Genomic DNA, 20316 nt, shown 5'->3' with positions numbered 1-20316 from the left:
TTAACTCCTATAACCTTGTGTGTGGGGTTAGCAGTACCAATTTGCTGCTGTTACTATTATAGCAAATTACTTAGAAATTGGTAACTGTTGGCTGCTAGCTTTTTGCTGATGCCTAAAACCTCAATTCATATTCAGCAGTGACGCGATTGTCTCCTTGAAAATTACTCGAACTCCTGAGTAAAATTTTATCGCTCAATCGATAGCGCACAGTAAATTCAGTTGGTTGATTTGCTGACAAAATTCGAATGATTGATGCTGAAATATTGCGCGTGATGTCAAACCCAACTTCTAAACCTAAACCGAGAGAACCCGCACCAGAACTGGAACTAGCAGTTTTTGCTTCGTTCCCTCTAACCCGAGTGGGAAATAAGCGAAATTCGCTCAATCCTGTGGCGTTAGTAATGGCAGATTGAAGGTTGTTCAATAAACCCGCACCCGCTAAATTTGCGATCGCCAGTGTACTGTCTCCCTGTCCCAAAGTCTGCACGAAACTGCCGCCTAATAGCGCTACAATCTCTGTTTCCGATCGACTCGGAGAGCTCCTTAACTCCAGACTTTCAGCCAACTGAGAAGCCCTTCCCTGCACTAACGCTTGAATTCGGACACTCCGCACATTGCCGAAACTTGTCGGTTGGTCTGCGATTTCAGAGGTTACAGATGTGCCGGGAGTGCGGAACCGCGTTACTTCCTGCACCGAAGTTGCTAATCTTACATCCAGCGTCGGATCGAGTCCTTGTGTTGGTATAAAGGTAGCAGTCTGCGGGTATCCTCGATCGAGTCTAAACTCTGTCGTAAACAAATTCACCGACCCGGAAGTCAACCGAATCGTACCCTCCGGGCGAAGGTCATCTAAAGTTCCATTCACCGTCAAGCCCCCAGTCGCCTGAAAACTCAATATCGGCGCACTTGTTACCCGAATTCCCCGCCCCAAATTCAGCCGCAAATCGTTCAATCCCACTTCAAAGGAAGGGGAAGGAGAAGGGGAAGTCGGAGTCTCTGCAGAAGGAGAAACGTCAGTTGTAGGGGAAGCAGAAACCTCAGTCGCAGGGGAAGCAGAAGGAGAAGATGTGGAAGGAGAATCAGAAGCAGAAGAGGAAGAAGCTAACTGAGTTGTGCCACCGCCGGGACTCCTGAGAAATACTTCACCGTTGTACAGTTCAATATTACCGCTCAACTGCGGACGCCTAGCCGTGCCCCTTGCCTGCACTTGACCAACAACGCCGCCGCTGTACAATCCTCTGAGGTTTACTGCCAACTTGTCGAGATTCACAGCCAAAGGATTAGCCGCATCGACATCGCCCTCCGCGAAGGGCACAGACAGCGGAATTACACCCTGGGCCACAACTTGTCCCTGACTCAACTTTCCCCGAATTCCTTCTACCCGAATACGATCGCCCTCAAAGCGCACCGTCCCAGTTAGCCCTGTCAGCGGTTCTGGGAAGGCTTGCGCGCGGACAGTTGCATTTTCAAAATTCGCAATTCCTTGCGCTACAGGCTGTTCCAGCGTTCCTCCCACGCGAATTTGCACCTGTCCCTTGCCACTGACCCACGCAACTTGCGGAGTCAATACATTAATAATTGCCAAACCTTCATTTTGCAAATTCGCCCTCAAATCAATTTGATTGCTATCAGCTTTTACCGCTGCAAACGGCAACTCAAAAGGCAAACTTCCCTGCACTTCAATCGGTTCGGTTTGAGTTACCAAAGCGCTGCCGCCAAAATTCAGGCGGGCGTTGCTGTAACTGAAACTGCCGTCGGCTTGTTTAATCGGTTCTCCGTTTAGCGTACCCTCAACCAAACTCAATTCTCCGGTGGCTTGCGGGTTTTCCAAACTGCCGGCCAAATTCGCCCGCAAATTCAAATTTCCGGTGACATCCACAAAAGGCAATTCCACCAGTTTTGCCAACTCTTCCACCGGGACATTTTCTACCCGCAACTGCCCGGATTGAGCTTTTTGCCCGAGTTGTCCCGAAAAGCCGATCGCACTTTTTCCCGATCGAATTTCAAGAGGCAAAACAGTTAAAATCCCGTCCTGAAAACTACCTTCAAGGCTGAACTGTTCGGCGACATATTTTCCCCACTGCCAGTTATCGCCTTTCACGTTAAATTGAGCTTGCACACCAGTTCGCAAAGAACCTGCGACAGCAATTTCCGCGCCAAAAGTGCCTTGCAATTGAGATAAGGGAGGCAATTTTTCTGATGCTTTTACTGCCTGCTGCTGCTGCAAAATAGTTTCAATTTCTGCCAAGCGGCGCAACTGTTCGATTAGCGGGGCTTCTGGTTCTCCCACTGCTACAGTTTGCACGTCGCCACTGTCACCGTAAACGGGAGGTTTTAGGCCTCTGGCCAAGTCGCCTAAATTGAAATATTGCAAAGCGGTTAAAATCTGCTGCAAATTGCCTTGCTGGACGCTAACTTTCCCGGCAAATTGCGGGTTGGCGCCTGTTTGAACATTACCGGAAATTAAGTATTGACCGCTGCCTTGGCGGAATATGCCATTTGTGAGAGAGGCGCTGCCGTTAGCGTAGCTAAATTCGCCTTGGAAACTGTCACCTTTAATGTAGCCGATCGCCGGTTGGGCGATCGCAATTTGTCCGCTTGCTTGCAAAGTCGCCGGATTTAACGGCATCTTCCAACCGGGCACATTTACTTGTCCCGAAACCGTACCTGTTATCGGCCCCAAACCAGCATCTTTACCGGGTGATAGATTCAAAGCAGCGAGGGGAAAATCGCTTAAATTGACTCGCAAAGTTTCTCCCTCGGTTTGGCCGCTAGCCACAGATTCCCCGCGTTGAATTAAGAAAGATGTCGGCAGAAAAGATTGATTTAAAGCTACTTGAATTTTGTCTTGGCGACCGGCCAAACGCAAATCTACACTTTTCCCAGCATCCGCATTCACACTCCCCGCCAGTACCCGGTCAAAAGCGACTTGATTTACTGCTAAATCCCGCACTTCCACGTCGCCAACTAAGCTGAGGGCGGCGAGGGTTCCGGTGAGGCTGCCGGTAAAATCGACATTGCCCCGCAGGGGCTGGTTTTTCTCTGAAGCATTTTTGACACCCATGGGTGTCAAAAATCCTAGTTGTTCTGCTGGTAAGGCTGCCAGGTTAAAGTTGGCGAGTCTGACATCCAAATCTAAGTTGGAAATTGAGGGCCCTCCTTTACCTGCGAGTTCTACGTTAACAAAGCCGTTTGCCGTCAAACCGGGAGTTGTGGCGTTCTCAATTTCCACCCGTTTGCCGTCCCAATTAAATACTGCCTCAAAAGGTTGTTTCAAAAACGGCAATTCCGAGATGCGGAAACTACCGCCGGCGCGAACATTTTGTAGGGGCGGTGCCCCCGTGCCCGCCCCAATCGGGCCGGACAAATTGACATTGCCGTTAAACAGTCCTGCAAGCTGGGGGAGATTTTGGGCACCAGAGACGACACCTTGGGCTTGCAAGCTTTGTCGCTGCGAGTCAAAAGCTTGCTGGAAGCGACTTAGAGCAATTTGCTGACCCTCAATGGACGCGCGCCAAGTCCCCGATGCGGCGCGGCCTTTAGCATTGACAATTCCTCCGCCGTTGGCGAGTCGAATTTGTCCGTCGCCGTTGGCGGTGATGCCGTTGGCGGTTAAATTATCTACTGTTCCCAAAATGCGGACTTGGCCGTCGAGGGTTCCGTTAATTTCTGGGGGTAAATTGGCTGTCAGCAAACCTGTTTGTTTGAGGGTTTGTTCTAAATTGCTGACGGCAATTCCGTTCGTTTCCAGCAATGCTTGCAAGTTGCCGTTTTCTAATTTGGCCGTAGTATCGATCGCCCCGAGTCGATCGACCAAAATCCGTCCTTCTCCACTAGCACTAATTCCCTTCGCTGTCAAGTTATCCAAACTACCCGCTGCTTGGAATTGACCGTTAACTCTGCCGTCAAATCCTTTAGGCAAAGTCGCCGTCAGCGGAAACAGTTGGAGATTGCGAACAGTTTGTTCTAAGCGGCTGAGAATAACTCGATCGGCATCGGCGAAAGCTTGCCAGCGTCTGTCTTCTAATTTACTTCTAAAAGCAAGAGTACCGTCCCCTATATTGAGTTTGCCACTGCTGCTGACGCCTATGTCGGCGACGGTTGAATTATCAAGGCTGCCACTGGCTTGAATTTGATTCGATATTTGTCCGTCAAGCGATTTGAGATTTTGGATTTTGGATTTTAGATTGTTGATGTTGGCGACTGTTTGGGGATTGTCAGCAGCGAAAGCTAAGCCAACATCTAACAGCGGCAATCCTAAATCTCCTAAGCGCCTGATGGAAGTGCGATCGGTTTCTGCCGTTCCCCGCCACTTTCCTGCTGCCAATTCTCCTTTTAAATTAACATTGCTGCCGGCAAGATTGAGTCTGCCACTGCCGCTGACATTAATGCTGCTAGCAGTCAAATTGTCAAGACTTCCCGATGCTGTAAATTGACTCGATAGCAGTCCGTCAATCGATTTGAGATTTTGGATTTTGGATTTGAAATTTGCAGATTGCTGATTTTCGGGATTGAATGCTGAAGCCACATCTAATATCGGCAATCCTAAATCTACCAAGCGGCTGATGGAAGTGCGATCTGTTTGGGCTGTTGCTTGCCAGTTTCCCGCTACCAATTCTCCCTTTAAATTGACATTGCTGTCGGCAAAATTGAGCCTGCCGTTGGCATTAACATTAATTCCGCCAGCAGTCAAATTGTCAACATTTCCCGCAGCTTTAAATTCACCTGCTAACTGTCCGCCGAGCGATTTGAGATTTTGGACTTTGGATTTTAGATTGTCGATATTGGCGGTCGTTTGCCGCGTTAAAAACGGTAAGCCAATATCAATCAATTGATTAACAGCTACTTTATCAGTGTTGCCAATAACTTGCCAGTTACCCGATTCTAGTTCCCCATTAACATCAACAATACTGTCAGCAATATTCAGCGTTCCTTTGCCAGTCGCAGCGATCGCATTTAAACTCAAATCGTCTAGAGTTCCCGCCGCTTCGGCGGTTCCGCTGAAAAAACCTGCTAGTTTAGGAGGCAAATTAAGCCCCGGCAGGACTTGCTGCAAACTGTTGAGGGCTACGCGATCGCCCTCCATCAAAGCTTGCCACTGACGGTCTTTTATCGCAGCATCCACCTTAACAGAAGCGTCGCCAATCTTCACAACAGTATTTTGCAAATCCGCCGAATTCCTTGCGGCTCTAATTTCGCCGGCAGCCGGGAAAGTCCCTTGCGGTGCTTGCCATTGAACTCTAGCTTGAATGTTGTCTAACGGGCCGAAAATTTGAGCTTTTGCGGAGACACTGCCAATTGTAACAGTAGCAGGAATCGGGAGAGCGTAAATTTGGGCGATCGCGTCTCCGGGTACATTTTCAACTTGGAAATCAAACACCAAACCCGATCGCGAATTCTCCTTAGATAAAGCAATATCAACTTGACCTTTGCCGCCAATTTTACCCCCCGCCGCCGGCACTACCAACATATCGCTCAAAGTCAAACCTAAAGAGGAAAACGGGGGAATAGAAGATTGAGAATTGGGAGTTGGGGTTTGAGCCATTCTCCCGCGTTGCAATTTGAAATTAGTGCTGATATTGTTTAATTGCAGTCGATCGACCGTAGCGGGTTTTGTCGAGGCGATCGTACCTGTCAGCACCGGCATTGCAAGTGTTCCAGTCAGCTTGGCATCCGCCTTCACTTCCCCGGCAACAGCAACGGGTAATACTACTTTCTGCCCTAACTCTGTTTCCACCGCACTGACAACACTTGCAAAAGCCACTGGTTGCACGTTAGTTGTCAGATTGAAGTTAGCTTGTTGGAGATTAAAATTAGTTCCTGTTGCCACTGTTCCTGCTATTTTAAGCGGAATTAGACCGTAATTAGCCGCCAGACTATCAACAATCACATTAGTTCCCTGGAACCGCAACTGACCGCTGCTATTTTGTACGATTTGTTTCAAGGGATAAATACTCGCTTGCACTCCTCCAAAACTAGCCGCTCCGGTAATTCCAGATAGTTTATTGTCTCGCAATTGCACGGTCAAATTCCCATTAGCAAGACCTTTTTGTAAATAAATGCCGGGAAGCTTCAGCAAGCGAGCCAGGTCGGGTAAAGGCAAATTTTGACCTTGCAACTGCACGTTAGTTTGAGCCGCCGGCAAGAGAGAATCCGCTTTTACTATAAAATTATCACTGTTAGTAAACTGACCGTTTAGTTCGTAAAGAACACGCTGATTTTGCTCGCGAAATAGAACACTGCCCTTTTGCAAATTTACCGAAATCGGAGCCGAAGTTTGCTGTCCGACTGCGGGACTCGGCACCAAAACAGCAGCGACATTTTCAGCTCGAATTGCCTCAACTTCAGTTTTAAATAAACCTGGAGATTTCTGCTCCGCAGTTGGAATATTAACCCAGCGCCCTGTAGCATCCTGTTCGATATAAGCGCTGGGTTTAACTAAGGTAATATCTAATTTGAGAGTGCGGGTGAACAGCAGTTGCAAAACCGAAAACTTTACTTCCACTGCTTCTGTAGAAGCGTAATCCGGATCGGTAGGAGTTGCAGGTAAAGTCGATCGGCCAAACCGCAAACTTGTCGGAGAAAATCTCTCCAAACTTCCGAGTTGCACAGGCCGCTTCAGCAACTGACTGACTTCAGTTTCCACCAAAGGAGCTAACTTTTCCCGCACCCACTGGTATCCTAGCGCCGCCCCCACCAAGGCGATAATGCCCAATCCCGTACCGCTAAGCAGCAGCAGACGCCACCAGCGGCGGTGGGGACGGGGTGCGAGTTGATTTTTCTTATCGTCCGAGTTAGTCATGGGTGTTTCTCAGAAATCAGAGAATTCAGTAATTAAGGGAATCAGCCGATTTTAGACAGGTAGAATTTCTGTGATTCGCCAGGGTGCCTTCTGCCTTTGGTAGACTCAGAAGTGAGGCGGGAAGTGCCGATCGGGCCCAACGAAGGCCGAAGGCACGCCCCTACTCCAGGGTAGACTCCAGAAACCTTTACCGAACTTAATCCAAACACGCAACATCACCTAAAACCAAGTCCTCCAACTCCCCCAAATCCTCTAGGTTTCGCCCGCTGTGCAGGATCGGTGGTCAATCTAAAATCTAAAATATCAAACCAAGTCGTCCAAATGCCCCAACTCCTTTCGATCGCGCCAGTGCCGGATCGGTGGTCAATCTAAAATGTAAAATATAAAATTTAAAATCGGTTGCCCGATCGCTTCTAAGATAAAAAAACGGTGGTTAAGAAGGTCTTTAAAACTTATGCGAGTGTTCGTCTTACTCTTCAATGCCCGCACCGAGAATGAGGGAATTCATACCATTCAACTCGGCGATCGCAACAAAGTTCTGATGTTTGAGTCAGAAGACGACGCCACCCGCTTTGGCGTGATGTTGGAAGCCCAGGATTTCCCTGAACCCGCTGTCGAGGCGATCGACGATGAGGAAATTAAGGAGTTCTGCGAGAGTGTTGATTATGATTGGGAACTGGTACCGGCGGGCGCGCTGGCGATCCCGCCAGAAGACAATGTAACACAGACTCAGTGGCAGGCGGAGCTTGACCCAGAGCCGGAGCCGGATTCTGACGTTTCCCAAAATGAACTGGATTCTATTCGCCGCCGACTCGAAGGACTTTTGTGAGAGTCAGCAGTCATTAGTCAGCAGTCATTAGTAGACTCCAATTGCAAAAATTGCTCTCCAATCTTGAAAAGCATCTGCGTTTATCTGCGTTTATCTGCCGTTTCCCTCTAAATCAATGACCAATGACCAATGACCAATGACCAATGACCAATGACCAATAACGCAGAAAAAATCATGAAGAATTTGGAAGAACGGGGGCATCTGCTGACTGAACAGGTGAATGCCAACAGCGAGAATTTAGACCAACTCAGTTCGATCGAATTAGTGGACTTGTTCAACCGGGAAGACGCCCAAACCTTAAGCGCGATCGCCCGCGCCCGCGAAGATTTAGCCCAAGCGATCGACATTGCAGCCGAGGCTCTGCGTCAAGGAGGCCGCCTGTTTTACGTCGGTGCGGGTACTTCTGGGCGTTTGGGGGTGCTGGATGCGGCCGAGTGTCCCCCCACCTTCTGCACGCCGCCAGAACTCGTACAGGGCATAATTGCCGGGGGTGCGGGGGCTTTGGTGCGGAGTTCGGAGGATTTGGAGGATCGGGCTGAGGATGGGGCTGAGGCGATCGCCCACCGTCACATTACCAACTTAGATGTGGTTGTCGGGATTACGGCTGGAGGTACGACGCCGTTTGTCGCGGGCGCTTTGCAGGCGGCGCGCCAGCGGGGGGCGAAGACTGTGTTTATGGCCTGCGTACCCGTCGAACAAGTGAATTTTGAGGCTGATGTTGATATTCGGTTGTTGGTTGGCCCGGAGGTAGTGGCGGGTTCGACGCGCTTGAAAGCCGGTACAGTAACAAAAATGGCTTTAAATATCATTTCGACTGGGGTAATGGTGAAGCTGGGGAAGGTTTACGGCAATCGAATGGTTGATGTAGCAGTGACTAATAAGAAATTGCGTGATCGGGCTGTGCGGATGTTGCAGGATTTGACTGATTTGAGCCGGGAGGATGCGGGTTTTTTGCTGGAAAAAAGTGGCAAGTCTGTAAAGCTGGCTTTGATGATGCACTGGACTGGTTTGGAGAAGGAAGAGTGCGATCGAATTTTGGGAGAGTTTAAAGGGAATTTGCGATCGGCTGTGGCATCAATTAGTCAGTAGTCTGCACCGTCAGCAGTCATTAGTCATCAGTCATTAGTTATTAGTGAGTGGTGATTTGTTAGCACAATGCCTTTCGGCGATGATGCCCCATGCCCCATGCCCCATGCCCCCTTCCCCCTTCAGTTGTCAACTGTCATTTGCGATATCGATTCCAAAAATTGTGCAATCTCTTTAGTGGATCTGATGTGATAAACACTTTTGGTATTTTGAGCGCGATCGACATACTCGCGATATCTGGGAGTCAAATACTTGTGACACAACCAAAGAGCGCGGTAACTATTAATTGAACTCTTCAATATCGGACTGTTTTCAGACCAGCCTTCTGACGATATAAAGCTACCTGAAATCAGCCGTTTAGTCACCCACCAAAAATGCACGTATAGTGGTAAATCGACCCAAACCAGACTATCCGCCTCATTGAGTCGAAGCCAGACGGTTTCCATGCAACCAAACCCGTCAATAATCCATCCGTCAGTAGCCCAAATTTTCTCATGGGTATGCTTATATTATTCATTTGGAACCTCCCCGCCCCTAGATTGATATTGAATCTTATCCAAGGCGTAAAGTGGCAAACCAGTGATTTCCGATAATCTCTTGCTGAGAGTTGATTTACCGCCTCCAGCATTGCCAAACACAGCTACTTTTTTCATAGTTACCCTTTTAGTAATTTAGTTATTAGTTATTAGTCATTAGTTATCAGTAGCGGACTAAAACCTGAAGGTAGATATAATTTATAGCTTTCAAAAAACTCAATTTCGGTAATTTTTGGCGCGGATCATTGACGTTTTTGAGAAAGGCGATTAGGGTCAGTATATATATTTGTTGTTTGGCGATCGCTGCGATATTTTATCAGATAAGCGAGCGCGGCCCAGTATTGTCTGTCGATCGATTTGTAAAATATCTGTCAAATGTAAGGCGATCGCTCCTTAGTTAAAAAAGCCGTTTCTGAAGCCAACGTACCTAGTACGAGACTGCTGGATACTCTACCCACTTTGAAAGTTCAAACCGAGTCCTATGCAACCAAAGCCTAACCTTAACCTATACTCATCCTTGGGGCATCTCCCCTGGCTTAAAAAAAGCTACACTGCCAAAATTATGCTGGTTGCATTTTTAGGCACGCACGTTCCTTTGCTAACCTTACTGGTCTGGTTTCTTACCTCAAACGCTTACTCTGTAGAGACATCAGTCCGGGTTCTCCTGATTGCTCTGGTGGCGACATTAGCGGGTACGGCAGCAACGCTTTCTACGCTACGCTACCTCCTTGTTCCGGTAATCTTAACCTCGGAGGCTCTACAAAACTACCTCGATACAAGAACATTGCCGAACTTACCCACAGAGTTTACTGATGAAGTCGGTACGCTGATGGCAAATTCCTCACAAACGCTTTACAAACTAGATGAATTGATTGATTACATTACCCACTACGATGAACTGACTGGATTGCCAAATCGTGACTTATTCTGCGATCGCCTGAATCAAACCCGATCTCAAAATGACTCACCCTTGGTCGCAGTGCTGGTATTGGGTATCGATGATTTCACAGGGATGCGCCATGCGTTGGAGCCTGAGATATGCGACTTACTAATTAGAGCCGTTTCCCAACGGGTGGTACAGTGCATGGATCGATCAGATGTCTTGGCGCGTTTGGGCGACGGTGAGTTTGCGATCGCTCGCAGCGAACTCCCCTCGCTGGAGAGTGTGGTCAAGCTATCCCAACTGCTGCTGAGTACGCTGACCAAACCTTTCTCTATCAAGGGCAACCCGATCCACATCACCGCCAGTCTTGGCATTACATTGAACCATCTAGAAAATACTAATTCTGTAGATAAACTTCTTCAGCAAGCCGACTTCGCACTTCATCAGGCAAAGCAGCAAGGGCGGAGCCACTATCAGTTTTATTCACCCGAAATGAACGTTCACTTACAGGAGCGACTGGCCCTAGAAAATAGCCTGCGCGGAGCGCTGGAGCGTAACGAACTACTGGTTTACTATCAACCGCTGATCGACCTGCACAGCGGACAGGTGACAGGAACGGAGGCGCTGGTTCGCTGGCAGCATTCTACAGAGGGTTTGGTCCCTCCGGTAAAATTTATTCCGATCGCCGAGGCCAATGGCGAGATCGTGCCCATTGGTGAATGGATATTGCGAACGGCTTGCGCTCAAACCCGTCGCTGGCAACTGGCTGGGCTGCCAGCCCTGCGGATTTCGGTGAATCTGTCGGCTCGACAATTTGAGCAGCCGAATCTGGTTGAGATGGTTCGCCAAATTTTGGCCCAGACGGAACTCGAAGCTGCGTATTTAGAACTGGAAGTGACTGAAACTGCCTTGATGACTGACATCGATCGATCGGTCAAAATCTTAACGCAACTGCGAGAACTTGGCGTGTCCCTCGCCCTAGATGACTTTGGCACAGGTTATTCTTCCCTCAATTACCTGCAACGGTTTCCGGTTAATATGCTCAAGATCGATCGATCCTTTGTCAAAGATGTACTGTCTAACCCGGACAGCGCCACCATTACTGATGCGATCATTGCTCTGGCCAAAAGTCTGCGGTTAACGATCACCGCAGAAGGCATTGAAACCAAGGAGCAGCGTGACTACCTGCAAGCGCGAGGCTGCCATGAAGGTCAAGGGTTTTACTTCAGTCGCCCTGCTAACGCTGATACAATCACCAAAGTGCTAAACGACTCGTTTCAGTCTGATGCAGCATCTATCCCTATTGCCACCCACTTTTAAGCTGAACCAGTCAAGAACTTGCCGTCAACCCGAAGGGTATGACGGGAGCTTGCAAAAAGCTCTGACTTGACCGGATTAAGTTGGCTTTTACTGATAATGCGATCGTCAACTCAGTACCCATGCCGACGGTTGAGTTGACAGAAAGCATCCATGATACAAGCCCCCGGATTCATCCGTCCAGAAATAAAAAACCTGTATCCGATAAAGGCGCCCCCGAATTTATCCGTGGGGTCAATGCTTCAATTCTTTAATCTAAAATCTAAAATCGATTGACTTCTTCAAGAAGTCGGGAATCTGGGTATGCTGTTTTTTAGGTGTTGACAAAAACAGAAGATGTAAGCTGACTTTGACTTACACCCTGCACGATTCCCAAATAACTATTGCCCGACTTAATCGCCGTAGAAGCGATGCTTGCACCTCCATCCAATTGCAAACTCACAGATTCAAAAGTCAAGTTGGCAAATCCCATACCGTCAGTCAAACCAATATTATCCCCGATCGCAAAATCGGCTATTACATCAGCACCGATTAAACTAGCCGAAGCAGACAAACCTCCTGCTAAAATAAACGTATCATTTCCCGCGCCGCCCGTCAGAATATCTTGCCCGCGATCGCCCGCCAACAAATCGTCGCCATTACCGCCAATCAAGACATCATCTTCTTTGCCGCCGCGAATAGTATCGTTACCGTCAGATCCGATTAGTCGATCGTTATCGTTGTTGCCGCTAATAAAATCATTGCCAACACCGCCATCAATTGAATCAGATTCTTTGCCGCCCGATAAGCTGTCATTGCCGCCTGCGCCATTAATTGTATCCGCACCTTGCATTCCATTAATGCTATCAACCTCTTCTCCCCCGGTGATATTGTCTTTGCCGGAAAGGGCAAAAATTGGCAATCCCGCAGCATTTGGCGGTATTTGAGTATCGGCACTATCTGATAGGAAATAATTGCCCCCGCTGGCTGTATTTTTGGGTGCTGTTGTCGGGCTGCCATCCCCTATAGCATTGGGTATTGGCGAAGTAATCGATATAGTATTTGGTGTGGGAGTCGGTGTGGGAGTTGGTGTGGGAGTCGGTGTGGGAGTTGGTGTGGGTGTAGGTGTCGGTGCGGGATTGACACTACCGTCAAGAGAAGTAGCAAAAACTTGCGTCCAATAGTGATTGAAATTTTCTGTGCCAGTATCGTCGGCTAAGAAATAGTAACCGATGCCAATTTCTTTGAGATTGGGGTTAAGAATGTTAGCGCGGTGGCCGCTGCTGTTCATCCATGATGATACAACTTGTTCGGGTGTAGAAGAGCCAGCAGCGATGTTTTCTGCTGCCGCTGAGAATTTATAGCCCGTTGCAGTAATCCGGGTTCCTAATGACGAACCATCTTTTCCGATATGGGAAAAGAAGTCTTGCAGTGCCATGTTTTGGGTGTGATTTTCCGCCGCATTTAGTAACTGAGTATTTAAGGTTAGCGGGGACAAACCTAATTTGCTGCGTTCTATGTTAGTAAGCTCTAAAACTCTATAAATAAAGTTTTGATTGGTTGAAGGTGGTGCGACTTGAGAGGCCGATCGCTCTCCTGTTAAAATGTCCAACGACTGAGAACCGGAATTTTGTAAGTGTTCAAGCATGGGGATGATAAACAGTTTTAAGACTTGGTTTTGCTGGTAGATTGCTTACCGTCTTAACGATAGTTTCCCCGATCGCTATTTGGCTGGGCACAATTCAATAATTGTGTAAATCGCTGCCGCTGCTGTATTTATTCTAATTATAGCTGTTGTCAAAGTGCGGATGTCAAGAGGCTGGTTCTGGTTGGAAAATGGAAGAGTACGCTCGAATTTAAGGATAGTTTCAAAGGAATTTGCGATCGACCGTGGCATCAATACAATTTGAGATTTGAGATTTGAGATTTTTCCTGATTAGTAAGGTTTGCGCTGGGCACCCATCCTGCTGGCGGGCGGGCTAGAAACCCGGTTTCTACGAGTTTTGCGGACAGGAACGAGAAATATAGGAAGAAACCGGGTTTCTGAATTATGTGTGCGATCGCGATCGGAGTTTTTAGTAGAATCTTCAAAAAAAATTCTAAATTAATTCAAAATTCATACCTAAAAACTCACAACTTTAAACTATTCTCTTGTCCGCCTCTAGCCTCCTGAGCGACTTGTTCAACCTCATCTTTGGCGAGAATTTCCAAAGCCGCCTCTGCTTCTTTACCGCCCAACCGCCCAAGAGCTTGAGCTACTCTGTAACGGATCTGCCAATCTGCATTGGAAGCGTAGGGAAGCAGCAGCGGCAGCGCCCGTTTATCTCCCAATTCACCTAATGCGCTGATGGCAATGGTTTGGATCAATTCATTTTCAGAAGTCAGGGCATTTTCTAACATCGGAAAGGCTTTCGGATCTCCCATTTCTCCCAAAGCCGCGACGATGCTCAGTTGCACCAGCCATTCAGATGTACTGCTATAAACTTGCTGCAAATCTTCTAAAGCATCGGTTAATTTCAATGCGCCCAAAGCATCGGCTGCTGCTGCTTGCACGTCGGGTTCGGGGTCGTTGTTCAAGCTGTTTCGCAGTACCTCTAAAGCGTTCTGCAGATTCTGCGTGCCGAGGGTTGATAATTGGCTGACTGCTGCGTAGCGAACCCGGACGTTTTTGTCGCCGATCGCAATTTGAATTAGTTTATAGGCGATCGCGGGTTCTAGTTGTCGCAGTTGGTTGACTGCTCGCAGTCTTTCGCCAAAATCCTCGGAATTCAGCAATTGTTCGACAGACTCAGGGGTAATGCTCATTCGATTTTAAATTTGATAATTGGTAATTGGTAATTGCCAAAAGTGAGCGAGATTGAAAGAGCGATTCCCTACGGGATAGCTTCGCTTCACGGCTCATTTTCTGATACAGTCCTGCAACTGCAACAGTTAATTTAAGATTCGGCAGCCATCGAGCGGATAATATCTCCCCTAGTGAGGATGCCGATTACTTTGCCTGCAGTATCAAGCACCGGCAATCGATGGATACTGCGATCGTGCATCAGTTTGGCCGCTTCTTGGACAGATTTGTCGGGTCCGATGGTAACTGGATCTGTACTCATCGCTTCTCCTACTGTTTGTCCTAAAGCCTTGTGGAGTTCTCGCTCGTAACGAGATGGATTTTCCAAATAAATCACGCTGTCGAGCACCATGATATAAGCGGGGGGAGTTACGCCGGTTTCCCGCCACATCAAGTCGGTTTCGGAGATGACTCCTACCAACAAGTCATTCTCATCTACGACAGGAAGACCGCTAATGCGTTTATCGGCTAAAATTTTAATCGCTTCGTTCAAGGGCATTTCGGGTCGCGCCAAAATCGGCTCGCGGCTCATTACATCGGCTACTGTTTTTGGCATGATTAGCGGTTGATTGAGTTGTTGCTCTAAATCGATCATATAGGGAAAGCGTGACACAGACTGAAGAAAGGCAGCTCTGCTGAAGGGATTCGTTAGAAGGTAGAAGGAAGGAAAAAGTTTGAATGCCAGAATTTTGCTGTTTTTTTCGATCGCAGTGTAAAATTCTGCCGTTTGCCTCCCTCCGCCGAGCGATCAACCTGACAAGATTGTTAAGATATATTAAAGAGCGGATAAATCCTTACCAATGCCAGAATCTCCAGCCCGAGAACCAGAATCCCAACCAGAAGCTCGCTGTGTATTGGTTTGCCAGTATCAATCTTGCCTGAAAAATGGTTCAGCAGCAGTGCTAGCTGCTTTTGAAGCTCAACAAGTTCCAGGGGTAATAGTTGAGGCCAGTAGCTGTCAGGGACAGTGCAACACTGGCCCGACTGTACGAGTTACTCCAGACGAAATTTGGTATTGTCGAGTTAAACCGAGTGATGTACCGTTAATTGTGGAAGAGCACCTCAAAGGGGGAAAACCTGTAGAGGCGCTGTTTAATCCGAGAATTCATGCGCGTTATTATTATTAATATTGACTTGATTCGGTGAAACTTCCAAGCTCTGGCGCATCTAATTTTAATAGTTATTGTTAAGGAACTGCCACTTTGAAAATCCAAGGAATTGCGCTTAGTTTGTTAGTGCTGGTGCTGGGGCGTCCGTCGGCGGTTGCTGCTCAAACGTCGGCGGTTGCTGGAGATATTTGTCCTGGGGAATTGGGGGCACAAGTAGATGCGATCGCCAATCGTCCCGAATTTAGTCGATCGCGCTGGGGCATTTTGATTCAACCTCTATCTTCTACTACTACTCTTTACAGCCGCGACGCCCAAAAATATTTTATTCCAGCATCAAATGCCAAGCTGCTAACTACAGCCGCTGCTTTGCAGAAACTCGGTGCAGATTTTCGGATTAAGACATCGGTTTACAGCGGAGAAAATGGGAGTTTGTACGTTGCCGGCAGGGGAGATCCGAGCATTGCTGAGCCTCAGTTGAAATCCTTGGCGCAGCAGTTGAAGCAGCGGGGAATCACTCAAGTTAACCAGTTGATTGGCGATGACAGCTATTTTCAAGGCAGTTCAGTCAATCCGAATTGGGAATGGGAAGACGCGCAAGCTGGCTACGGAGCGCCGATTAACAGTTTAATTTTCAATCAAAACGCGATCGACCTTCTCTTGTCCCCACAGGCGTTCGGGCAACCTCTGAAAGTTACTTTTGCCGAACCAAAGCTGGCAAATCAGTGGCAAATTCAGAACAATTCAGTAACAGTCGCTCAAAGCGAATCTGAGTTTATTGAAGTTGGCCGGGAGTTCGATCGACCTATAATTCGAGTGAGCGGACAGTTGAAAGTTGGTGGCGAACCTGAATCAGCTTATGTCGCAGTTGTCAACCCCGCTAATAATTTTTTGCAGTATTTTCAACAAGCCCTAGTGGCTGAGGGAATTCCTGTTAAACAGGCTTTAGTTGCCTCGGCTTCTCGCAATTTAAATCAAGAATTAGCGACCGTTGAATCGCCGCCGCTAGCGGAATTGGTGAAAGAAACTAATCGCGAAAGCAACAATCTTTATGCAGAAGTTTTATTGAGATTGCTGGGAAAAGTTACAGACAAGATGCCCCTGCCACAAACACTCACAGGCAAGATGCCTGTGCCACAAGAGGATACAGGTGAAATCGGTTTGAAAGAGTTAAAGACAGTTTTAACTCAATTAGGAGTAAATCCAAACAGCTACATATTAGCCGACGGTTCGGGAATTTCCCGCCACAATTTAATTAGCCCTGAAGCCTTGGTGCAAACTTTGAGATTTATGGCCAATTCACCTGCTGCATCTATTTACCGCCAGTCACTGCCGATCGCTGGCGAGAACGGCACTTTGAAAACTCGCTTTAATAATACACCAAACCGCGTAATTTTGCAAGCTAAAACAGGAACTTTGAGCGGAGTTTCGGCGCTGTCGGGATATATCGAAGTTCCGAATTACGAGCCCCTGGTGTTTAGCATTATCGTCAATCAATCTGACCTATCGGCTGCAAAAATGCGATCGGCAACTGACGAAATTGTGCTATTATTGAACCGCCTGCGTCGCTGTTAAAACAACAGATTTAAGGTGAGAAAGTTAAGCTCAGTAGTTACACCTAAAACACAGGACACCCAAAAAGCCTACAAGTTTTAAGTTTAATTAGATTGCAGCGGCGGGGATCGAAAAGCAGCTACAATAAAAGTAGAAAAATTAACACCATTGGGACGTTTTAGCCTGCTACCAGTCGGCGGGTTCTGTACTTCCCGAAAATAAGTCTAACTTTCCAACTATGAATTCTTTCAATTCCGAACAGCAACACATCTTTGTCGAAACCAATAACATCCGCCTGCACTGCGTTTCTCAAGGAGAAGGCGAGCTCGTTCTCCTCCTGCATGGGTTTCCAGAGTTTTGGTACTCTTGGCGTCATCAAATTCCTGCTTTAGCGCGTCATTTCAAGGTGGTAGTGCCGGATTTGCGGGGCTACAACGATTCCGACAAGCCGGAAAGCGGCTATGATTTAGATACGCTAAGCGCGGACATTCGCGGTTTGATTGCGAGCCTAGGTTATACAAAAGCTCACGTTGTAGGTCATGATTGGGGAGGGGCGATTGCGTGGCACTTAGCTCAAAAATTCCCCGAACAACTCAACCGCTTGGCAATTTTAAACGCTCCGCACCCGCAGCGATTCATGCAGGAAATGGCGAGCAATTTAGATCAAATCCGCCGCAGTTGGTACGTTTTGGCGTTTCAGGTTCCCGGCATTCCCGAATGGTTTATCCGGCAAAACTTGAAAGATTTTGTTCACAATGTTTTCCAAGGACAAGCTGTTCGCAAAGGAGCTTTTAGCGCTGAGGAAACTAAGATTTATCAGACTGCTTTGGAAAAGCCGGGAGTATTAGCAGCCGCTATCAATTATTATCGGCAGATGTTTCATCCGCAGAGGCTTTGGAATTTGGGGCAGAAATTAGAACCTGTGACAGTGCCTACTTTGGTGCTTTGGGGAGAGGAAGATGCGTTTTTGAGCCACAAACTTGTAGAAGGTTTAGACAGATTAATTACGGCTCCGTTTAAGTTGAAATTAGTTCCTCACTGTGGTCACTGGATTCAGCAGGAAGCGCCGCAAACGGTGAATCGAGAATTGCTGAGTTTTCTAAGAAATTCTTCTGGTTCGGTGGCTTTGGCATAGAAAAAAATTAACGCTTGTAAATAAGAACGGGCAAGATGCGCGTTCCACAAGAACATTGAATTTTTGTGGAACGCGCATCTTGCCCATTCTTAATATCTGACGCACCCTACTTATTTATTAGTCCCAAAGCAAATTTTCTTGGATCAGCAGTGCAATCATCGCAGTTCTGGAACAAACACCGAGTTTGATAAAAATCCGCCTCACGTAAGTAGCAACCGTCCAGTGACTGATATTTAAATTTTTGGCAATACATTTGTTGGGCAGGCCTTGGGCTACTAATTGCGCGATCGCTCTTTCGCGTGGACTCAGGCTAATTTCCGGTTTGTAACTTTTGCTTTGCATACTTTTGCAATGAGGTAACGACTTAAAATCTAATCAATTAAGGGTAGAATTCCGAGTTTTTCTCGAACTTCAGATAAAGGAGTTTCCCAATCAGATGCAACGTCCCAGTCAATTAGCCGAGTGGCTAATTTTCCATGTTTTAAGCCTTTGATAATTTGTCCGATCGCGCAACTTGACCCGCTGATCAGTCCAACGAACACTAAAATCGCACAGGAAGGGCGAAAGACTTGAGCGCGAGTAAACGCTTGAAGTACAAATTCATCTTCTGTTGAAGCGGAAAGACCCGTCAGAACCGGTTAAACGTCGTGGTTTCGCTGAATCCAGTCTCCCGAGGCGATCGGCTCAAAGCCTTGTTCGTCTAGAAACCGCGCCACTGAGCACCCTAATGTTCCTGCTGGCAGTTGGCGCAATTTTGCCAAGTCTATTTCAAAATGTCGATCACTCTCAATTTGAGGATTAATTGTTCGAGCCATCTTTAATATAACTTCTAATTGACCGTCAGCCATGATTGATTCTCCCTTCAACAATGATTTAAGTTTCGGGCAAATTAATTGGTGTTTGTCAAGTTCATTTTTGCGCTAAATCAAGACGACTTTTTTTTACCTACTCAGCTTAGAAACCGTACTTTCTGTCACAGCAATTGGGTTTCAGGAGCTTTTACATTTCTTTACACACAGCCTCAGAGGTGAAATCTGCCAGTTGCCAAAATCTGGCTAGTGTTACTTGCGGCAACTTGACCCACCCGGAGGTAGCCGTAAAATCCACAGTATCTAGCGTTGATTGGAACTCCCTTACTTACGTATATAAATTTATTCTGCTGCTAATTATTGGAACTTGCAATGAGTCAGAAGTGGAACCTCGCAGGCATGGTGATGCAGGTGCATACAAGTGAAGAGACTTGAAGCGAGCTGAAGCAAGGTGAAGTTATACAGAGTTGATTTTTGGGAATTACGCAGTAGTGCCAATCCCCCGTGGTTGCCGAACCGAATTGGTAGTGCCAATCATGGGGAATTGCCCGTATGTCGTTAGAATGTCGCTCAAATGAGTGACACTCATTTGAGCGACTGGCTAAGTATTTTCACCAACAGCTATAAATAAAGTAGAGATTCATACAAGGTGTTGCTGTGAAAAAACTTTACATTTGGTTATCCACAGGAGTTGTGTCATTAATTTGGTGCGCGGCTGCTAGCGCTACCACTTATGTTAATCCTAACGGTAAAACTACTTTAAATCTGTCAGAAAAAGGGAACAATCCCAGCGGTTTTTACTTGACCAAAGTAGGCAATCGGGAATTTTTGGGCAATATTCAAATTACCCGTTCCGAAGGAGCAGCAGGCTCTTACTATTACAATGGGACTTTCAAAGACAGTGCGACCGGCCCTGGCAGAAAAATTGTTTGTTCTGGAGATATTGCCATTGTCAGGCGTCAAGTTGGAAGAAGCAGCCAATTGGGAGCCGAAGTTACTTGGAAGGTGAAAGCAGGAGAAAATTGTCCTTCTCTTGGCCAGACATTTAAAGTAAATTTAGTCGAAGCTTTACCGCGTCCTAATGCAAGTGGCGACTATACTTCTAGCAATGCTAATACTTGGTCGAGTCAAACAAATGGTTTTGTAACTTGGCCTGCTTGGCGAGTCACCTCGCCAGATGGACAACTCAACTGCCGCAAGACCGCAAACGGAGCAATTCAACAAGTTTACCGCGCGGATAAAGATACAGTTGCGGCTGAACTCAGGGGAGCAAATGCTATTACGATGGCGAACGGTCAACCCTGGTTGCTGACAAGACAAGGCTGTTATGTGCGCGCTAATTCTCAATACATTCAGCCCGTTTCTATGCCGCAGTAAGTGACAAAAGTGATAAATAAGCTGCTGCTTATCTCAAAGCCTGACTTCTTAAATAAAGAAG

General features: G+C 47.3%; 17 protein-coding genes. 7 read left to right on the top strand and 10 right to left on the bottom strand.

Features of this window, described 5'->3' with window-relative positions:
* Positions 1-112: 112 nt before the first annotated feature.
* On the bottom strand, positions 113-6802 hold the full coding sequence (locus QUA40_RS07820; protein ID WP_333123628.1) for a translocation/assembly module TamB domain-containing protein: 6690 nt from the start codon (positions 6800-6802) through the stop codon (positions 113-115).
* A 454-nt stretch (positions 6803-7256) separates the two neighbouring features.
* Between QUA40_RS07820 and QUA40_RS07815 the strand changes: the two genes are divergently transcribed.
* The gene (locus QUA40_RS07815) at positions 7257-7631 is read left to right on the top strand and encodes a DUF3110 domain-containing protein (protein WP_333123625.1); all 375 of its coding nucleotides are present in this window, start codon (positions 7257-7259) and stop codon (positions 7629-7631) included.
* A gap of 174 nt (positions 7632-7805) precedes the next feature.
* On the top strand, positions 7806-8720 hold the full coding sequence (murQ, locus tag QUA40_RS07810) for an N-acetylmuramic acid 6-phosphate etherase (protein WP_333123674.1): 915 nt from the start codon (positions 7806-7808) through the stop codon (positions 8718-8720).
* A gap of 119 nt (positions 8721-8839) precedes the next feature.
* Here the strand turns inward: murQ and QUA40_RS07805 are convergent, their stop codons facing one another.
* Positions 8840-9163 carry a hypothetical protein gene (locus tag QUA40_RS07805; RefSeq protein WP_333123622.1) on the bottom strand — a complete coding sequence of 108 codons (324 nt, stop codon included), beginning with the start codon at positions 9161-9163 and terminating at the stop codon, positions 8840-8842.
* 63 nt (positions 9164-9226) lie between these two features.
* Entirely contained in the window at positions 9227-9370 is a 144-nt protein-coding gene (locus tag QUA40_RS07800; protein WP_333123618.1) for a hypothetical protein, read from the bottom strand.
* A gap of 445 nt (positions 9371-9815) precedes the next feature.
* Between QUA40_RS07800 and QUA40_RS07795 the strand changes: the two genes are divergently transcribed.
* Entirely contained in the window at positions 9816-11456 is a 1641-nt protein-coding gene (locus QUA40_RS07795) for an EAL domain-containing protein (protein WP_333123615.1), read from the top strand.
* 10 nt (positions 11457-11466) lie between these two features.
* Here the strand turns inward: QUA40_RS07795 and QUA40_RS07790 are convergent, their stop codons facing one another.
* The 4 genes from QUA40_RS07790 to QUA40_RS07775 form a co-directional block, all read right to left on the bottom strand.
* Entirely contained in the window at positions 11467-11604 is a 138-nt protein-coding gene (locus QUA40_RS07790; protein WP_333123613.1) for a hypothetical protein, read from the bottom strand.
* A gap of 162 nt (positions 11605-11766) precedes the next feature.
* Complete coding sequence (locus QUA40_RS07785) at positions 11767-13080, bottom strand: CAP domain-containing protein (RefSeq protein ID WP_333123610.1); 1314 nt, start codon at positions 13078-13080, stop codon at positions 11767-11769.
* Between the two features lie 482 nt (positions 13081-13562).
* Positions 13563-14237, bottom strand: coding sequence for a phycobilisome degradation protein NblB (nblB, locus tag QUA40_RS07780; protein ID WP_333123608.1), 675 nt, complete (start codon positions 14235-14237; stop codon positions 13563-13565).
* A gap of 131 nt (positions 14238-14368) precedes the next feature.
* A complete protein-coding gene (locus tag QUA40_RS07775) occupies positions 14369-14830 on the bottom strand; it encodes a CBS domain-containing protein (protein WP_333123605.1) in 462 nt (153 codons plus the stop codon).
* A 244-nt stretch (positions 14831-15074) separates the two neighbouring features.
* On the opposite strand from QUA40_RS07775, the gene QUA40_RS07770 reads away from it, so the two are divergent.
* From QUA40_RS07770 to QUA40_RS07760, 3 genes are all read left to right on the top strand, one after another.
* Positions 15075-15401, top strand: coding sequence for a (2Fe-2S) ferredoxin domain-containing protein (locus tag QUA40_RS07770; RefSeq protein ID WP_333123603.1), 327 nt, complete (start codon positions 15075-15077; stop codon positions 15399-15401).
* 81 nt (positions 15402-15482) lie between these two features.
* On the top strand, positions 15483-16955 hold the full coding sequence (gene dacB / locus QUA40_RS07765; protein ID WP_445301133.1) for a D-alanyl-D-alanine carboxypeptidase/D-alanyl-D-alanine endopeptidase: 1473 nt from the start codon (positions 15483-15485) through the stop codon (positions 16953-16955).
* A gap of 217 nt (positions 16956-17172) precedes the next feature.
* Entirely contained in the window at positions 17173-18069 is an 897-nt protein-coding gene (locus tag QUA40_RS07760) for an alpha/beta hydrolase (RefSeq protein WP_333123597.1), read from the top strand.
* 117 nt (positions 18070-18186) lie between these two features.
* Here the strand turns inward: QUA40_RS07760 and QUA40_RS07755 are convergent, their stop codons facing one another.
* From QUA40_RS07755 to QUA40_RS07745, 3 genes are all read right to left on the bottom strand, one after another.
* Complete coding sequence (locus QUA40_RS07755) at positions 18187-18411, bottom strand: helix-turn-helix transcriptional regulator (RefSeq protein WP_333036912.1); 225 nt, start codon at positions 18409-18411, stop codon at positions 18187-18189.
* Between the two features lie 29 nt (positions 18412-18440).
* Entirely contained in the window at positions 18441-18611 is a 171-nt protein-coding gene (locus QUA40_RS07750) for a hypothetical protein (protein WP_333123594.1), read from the bottom strand.
* Positions 18612-18707: 96 nt separating this feature from the next.
* Complete coding sequence (locus QUA40_RS07745) at positions 18708-18917, bottom strand: hypothetical protein (protein ID WP_333123592.1); 210 nt, start codon at positions 18915-18917, stop codon at positions 18708-18710.
* 618 nt (positions 18918-19535) lie between these two features.
* Here QUA40_RS07745 and QUA40_RS07740 point away from each other — a divergent pair.
* The gene (locus QUA40_RS07740) at positions 19536-20255 is read left to right on the top strand and encodes a hypothetical protein (protein ID WP_333123590.1); all 720 of its coding nucleotides are present in this window, start codon (positions 19536-19538) and stop codon (positions 20253-20255) included.
* The last annotated feature ends 61 nt before the right edge of the window (positions 20256-20316 follow it).

Origin of the sequence: Microcoleus sp. Pol11C3 (assembly GCF_036701485.1) — a bacterium.
Classification (GTDB): Bacteria; Cyanobacteriota; Cyanobacteriia; order Cyanobacteriales; family Microcoleaceae; genus Microcoleus.
Note: the sequence above shows the minus strand (reverse complement) of the source record. Positions and strands in the feature narration are given on the sequence as shown.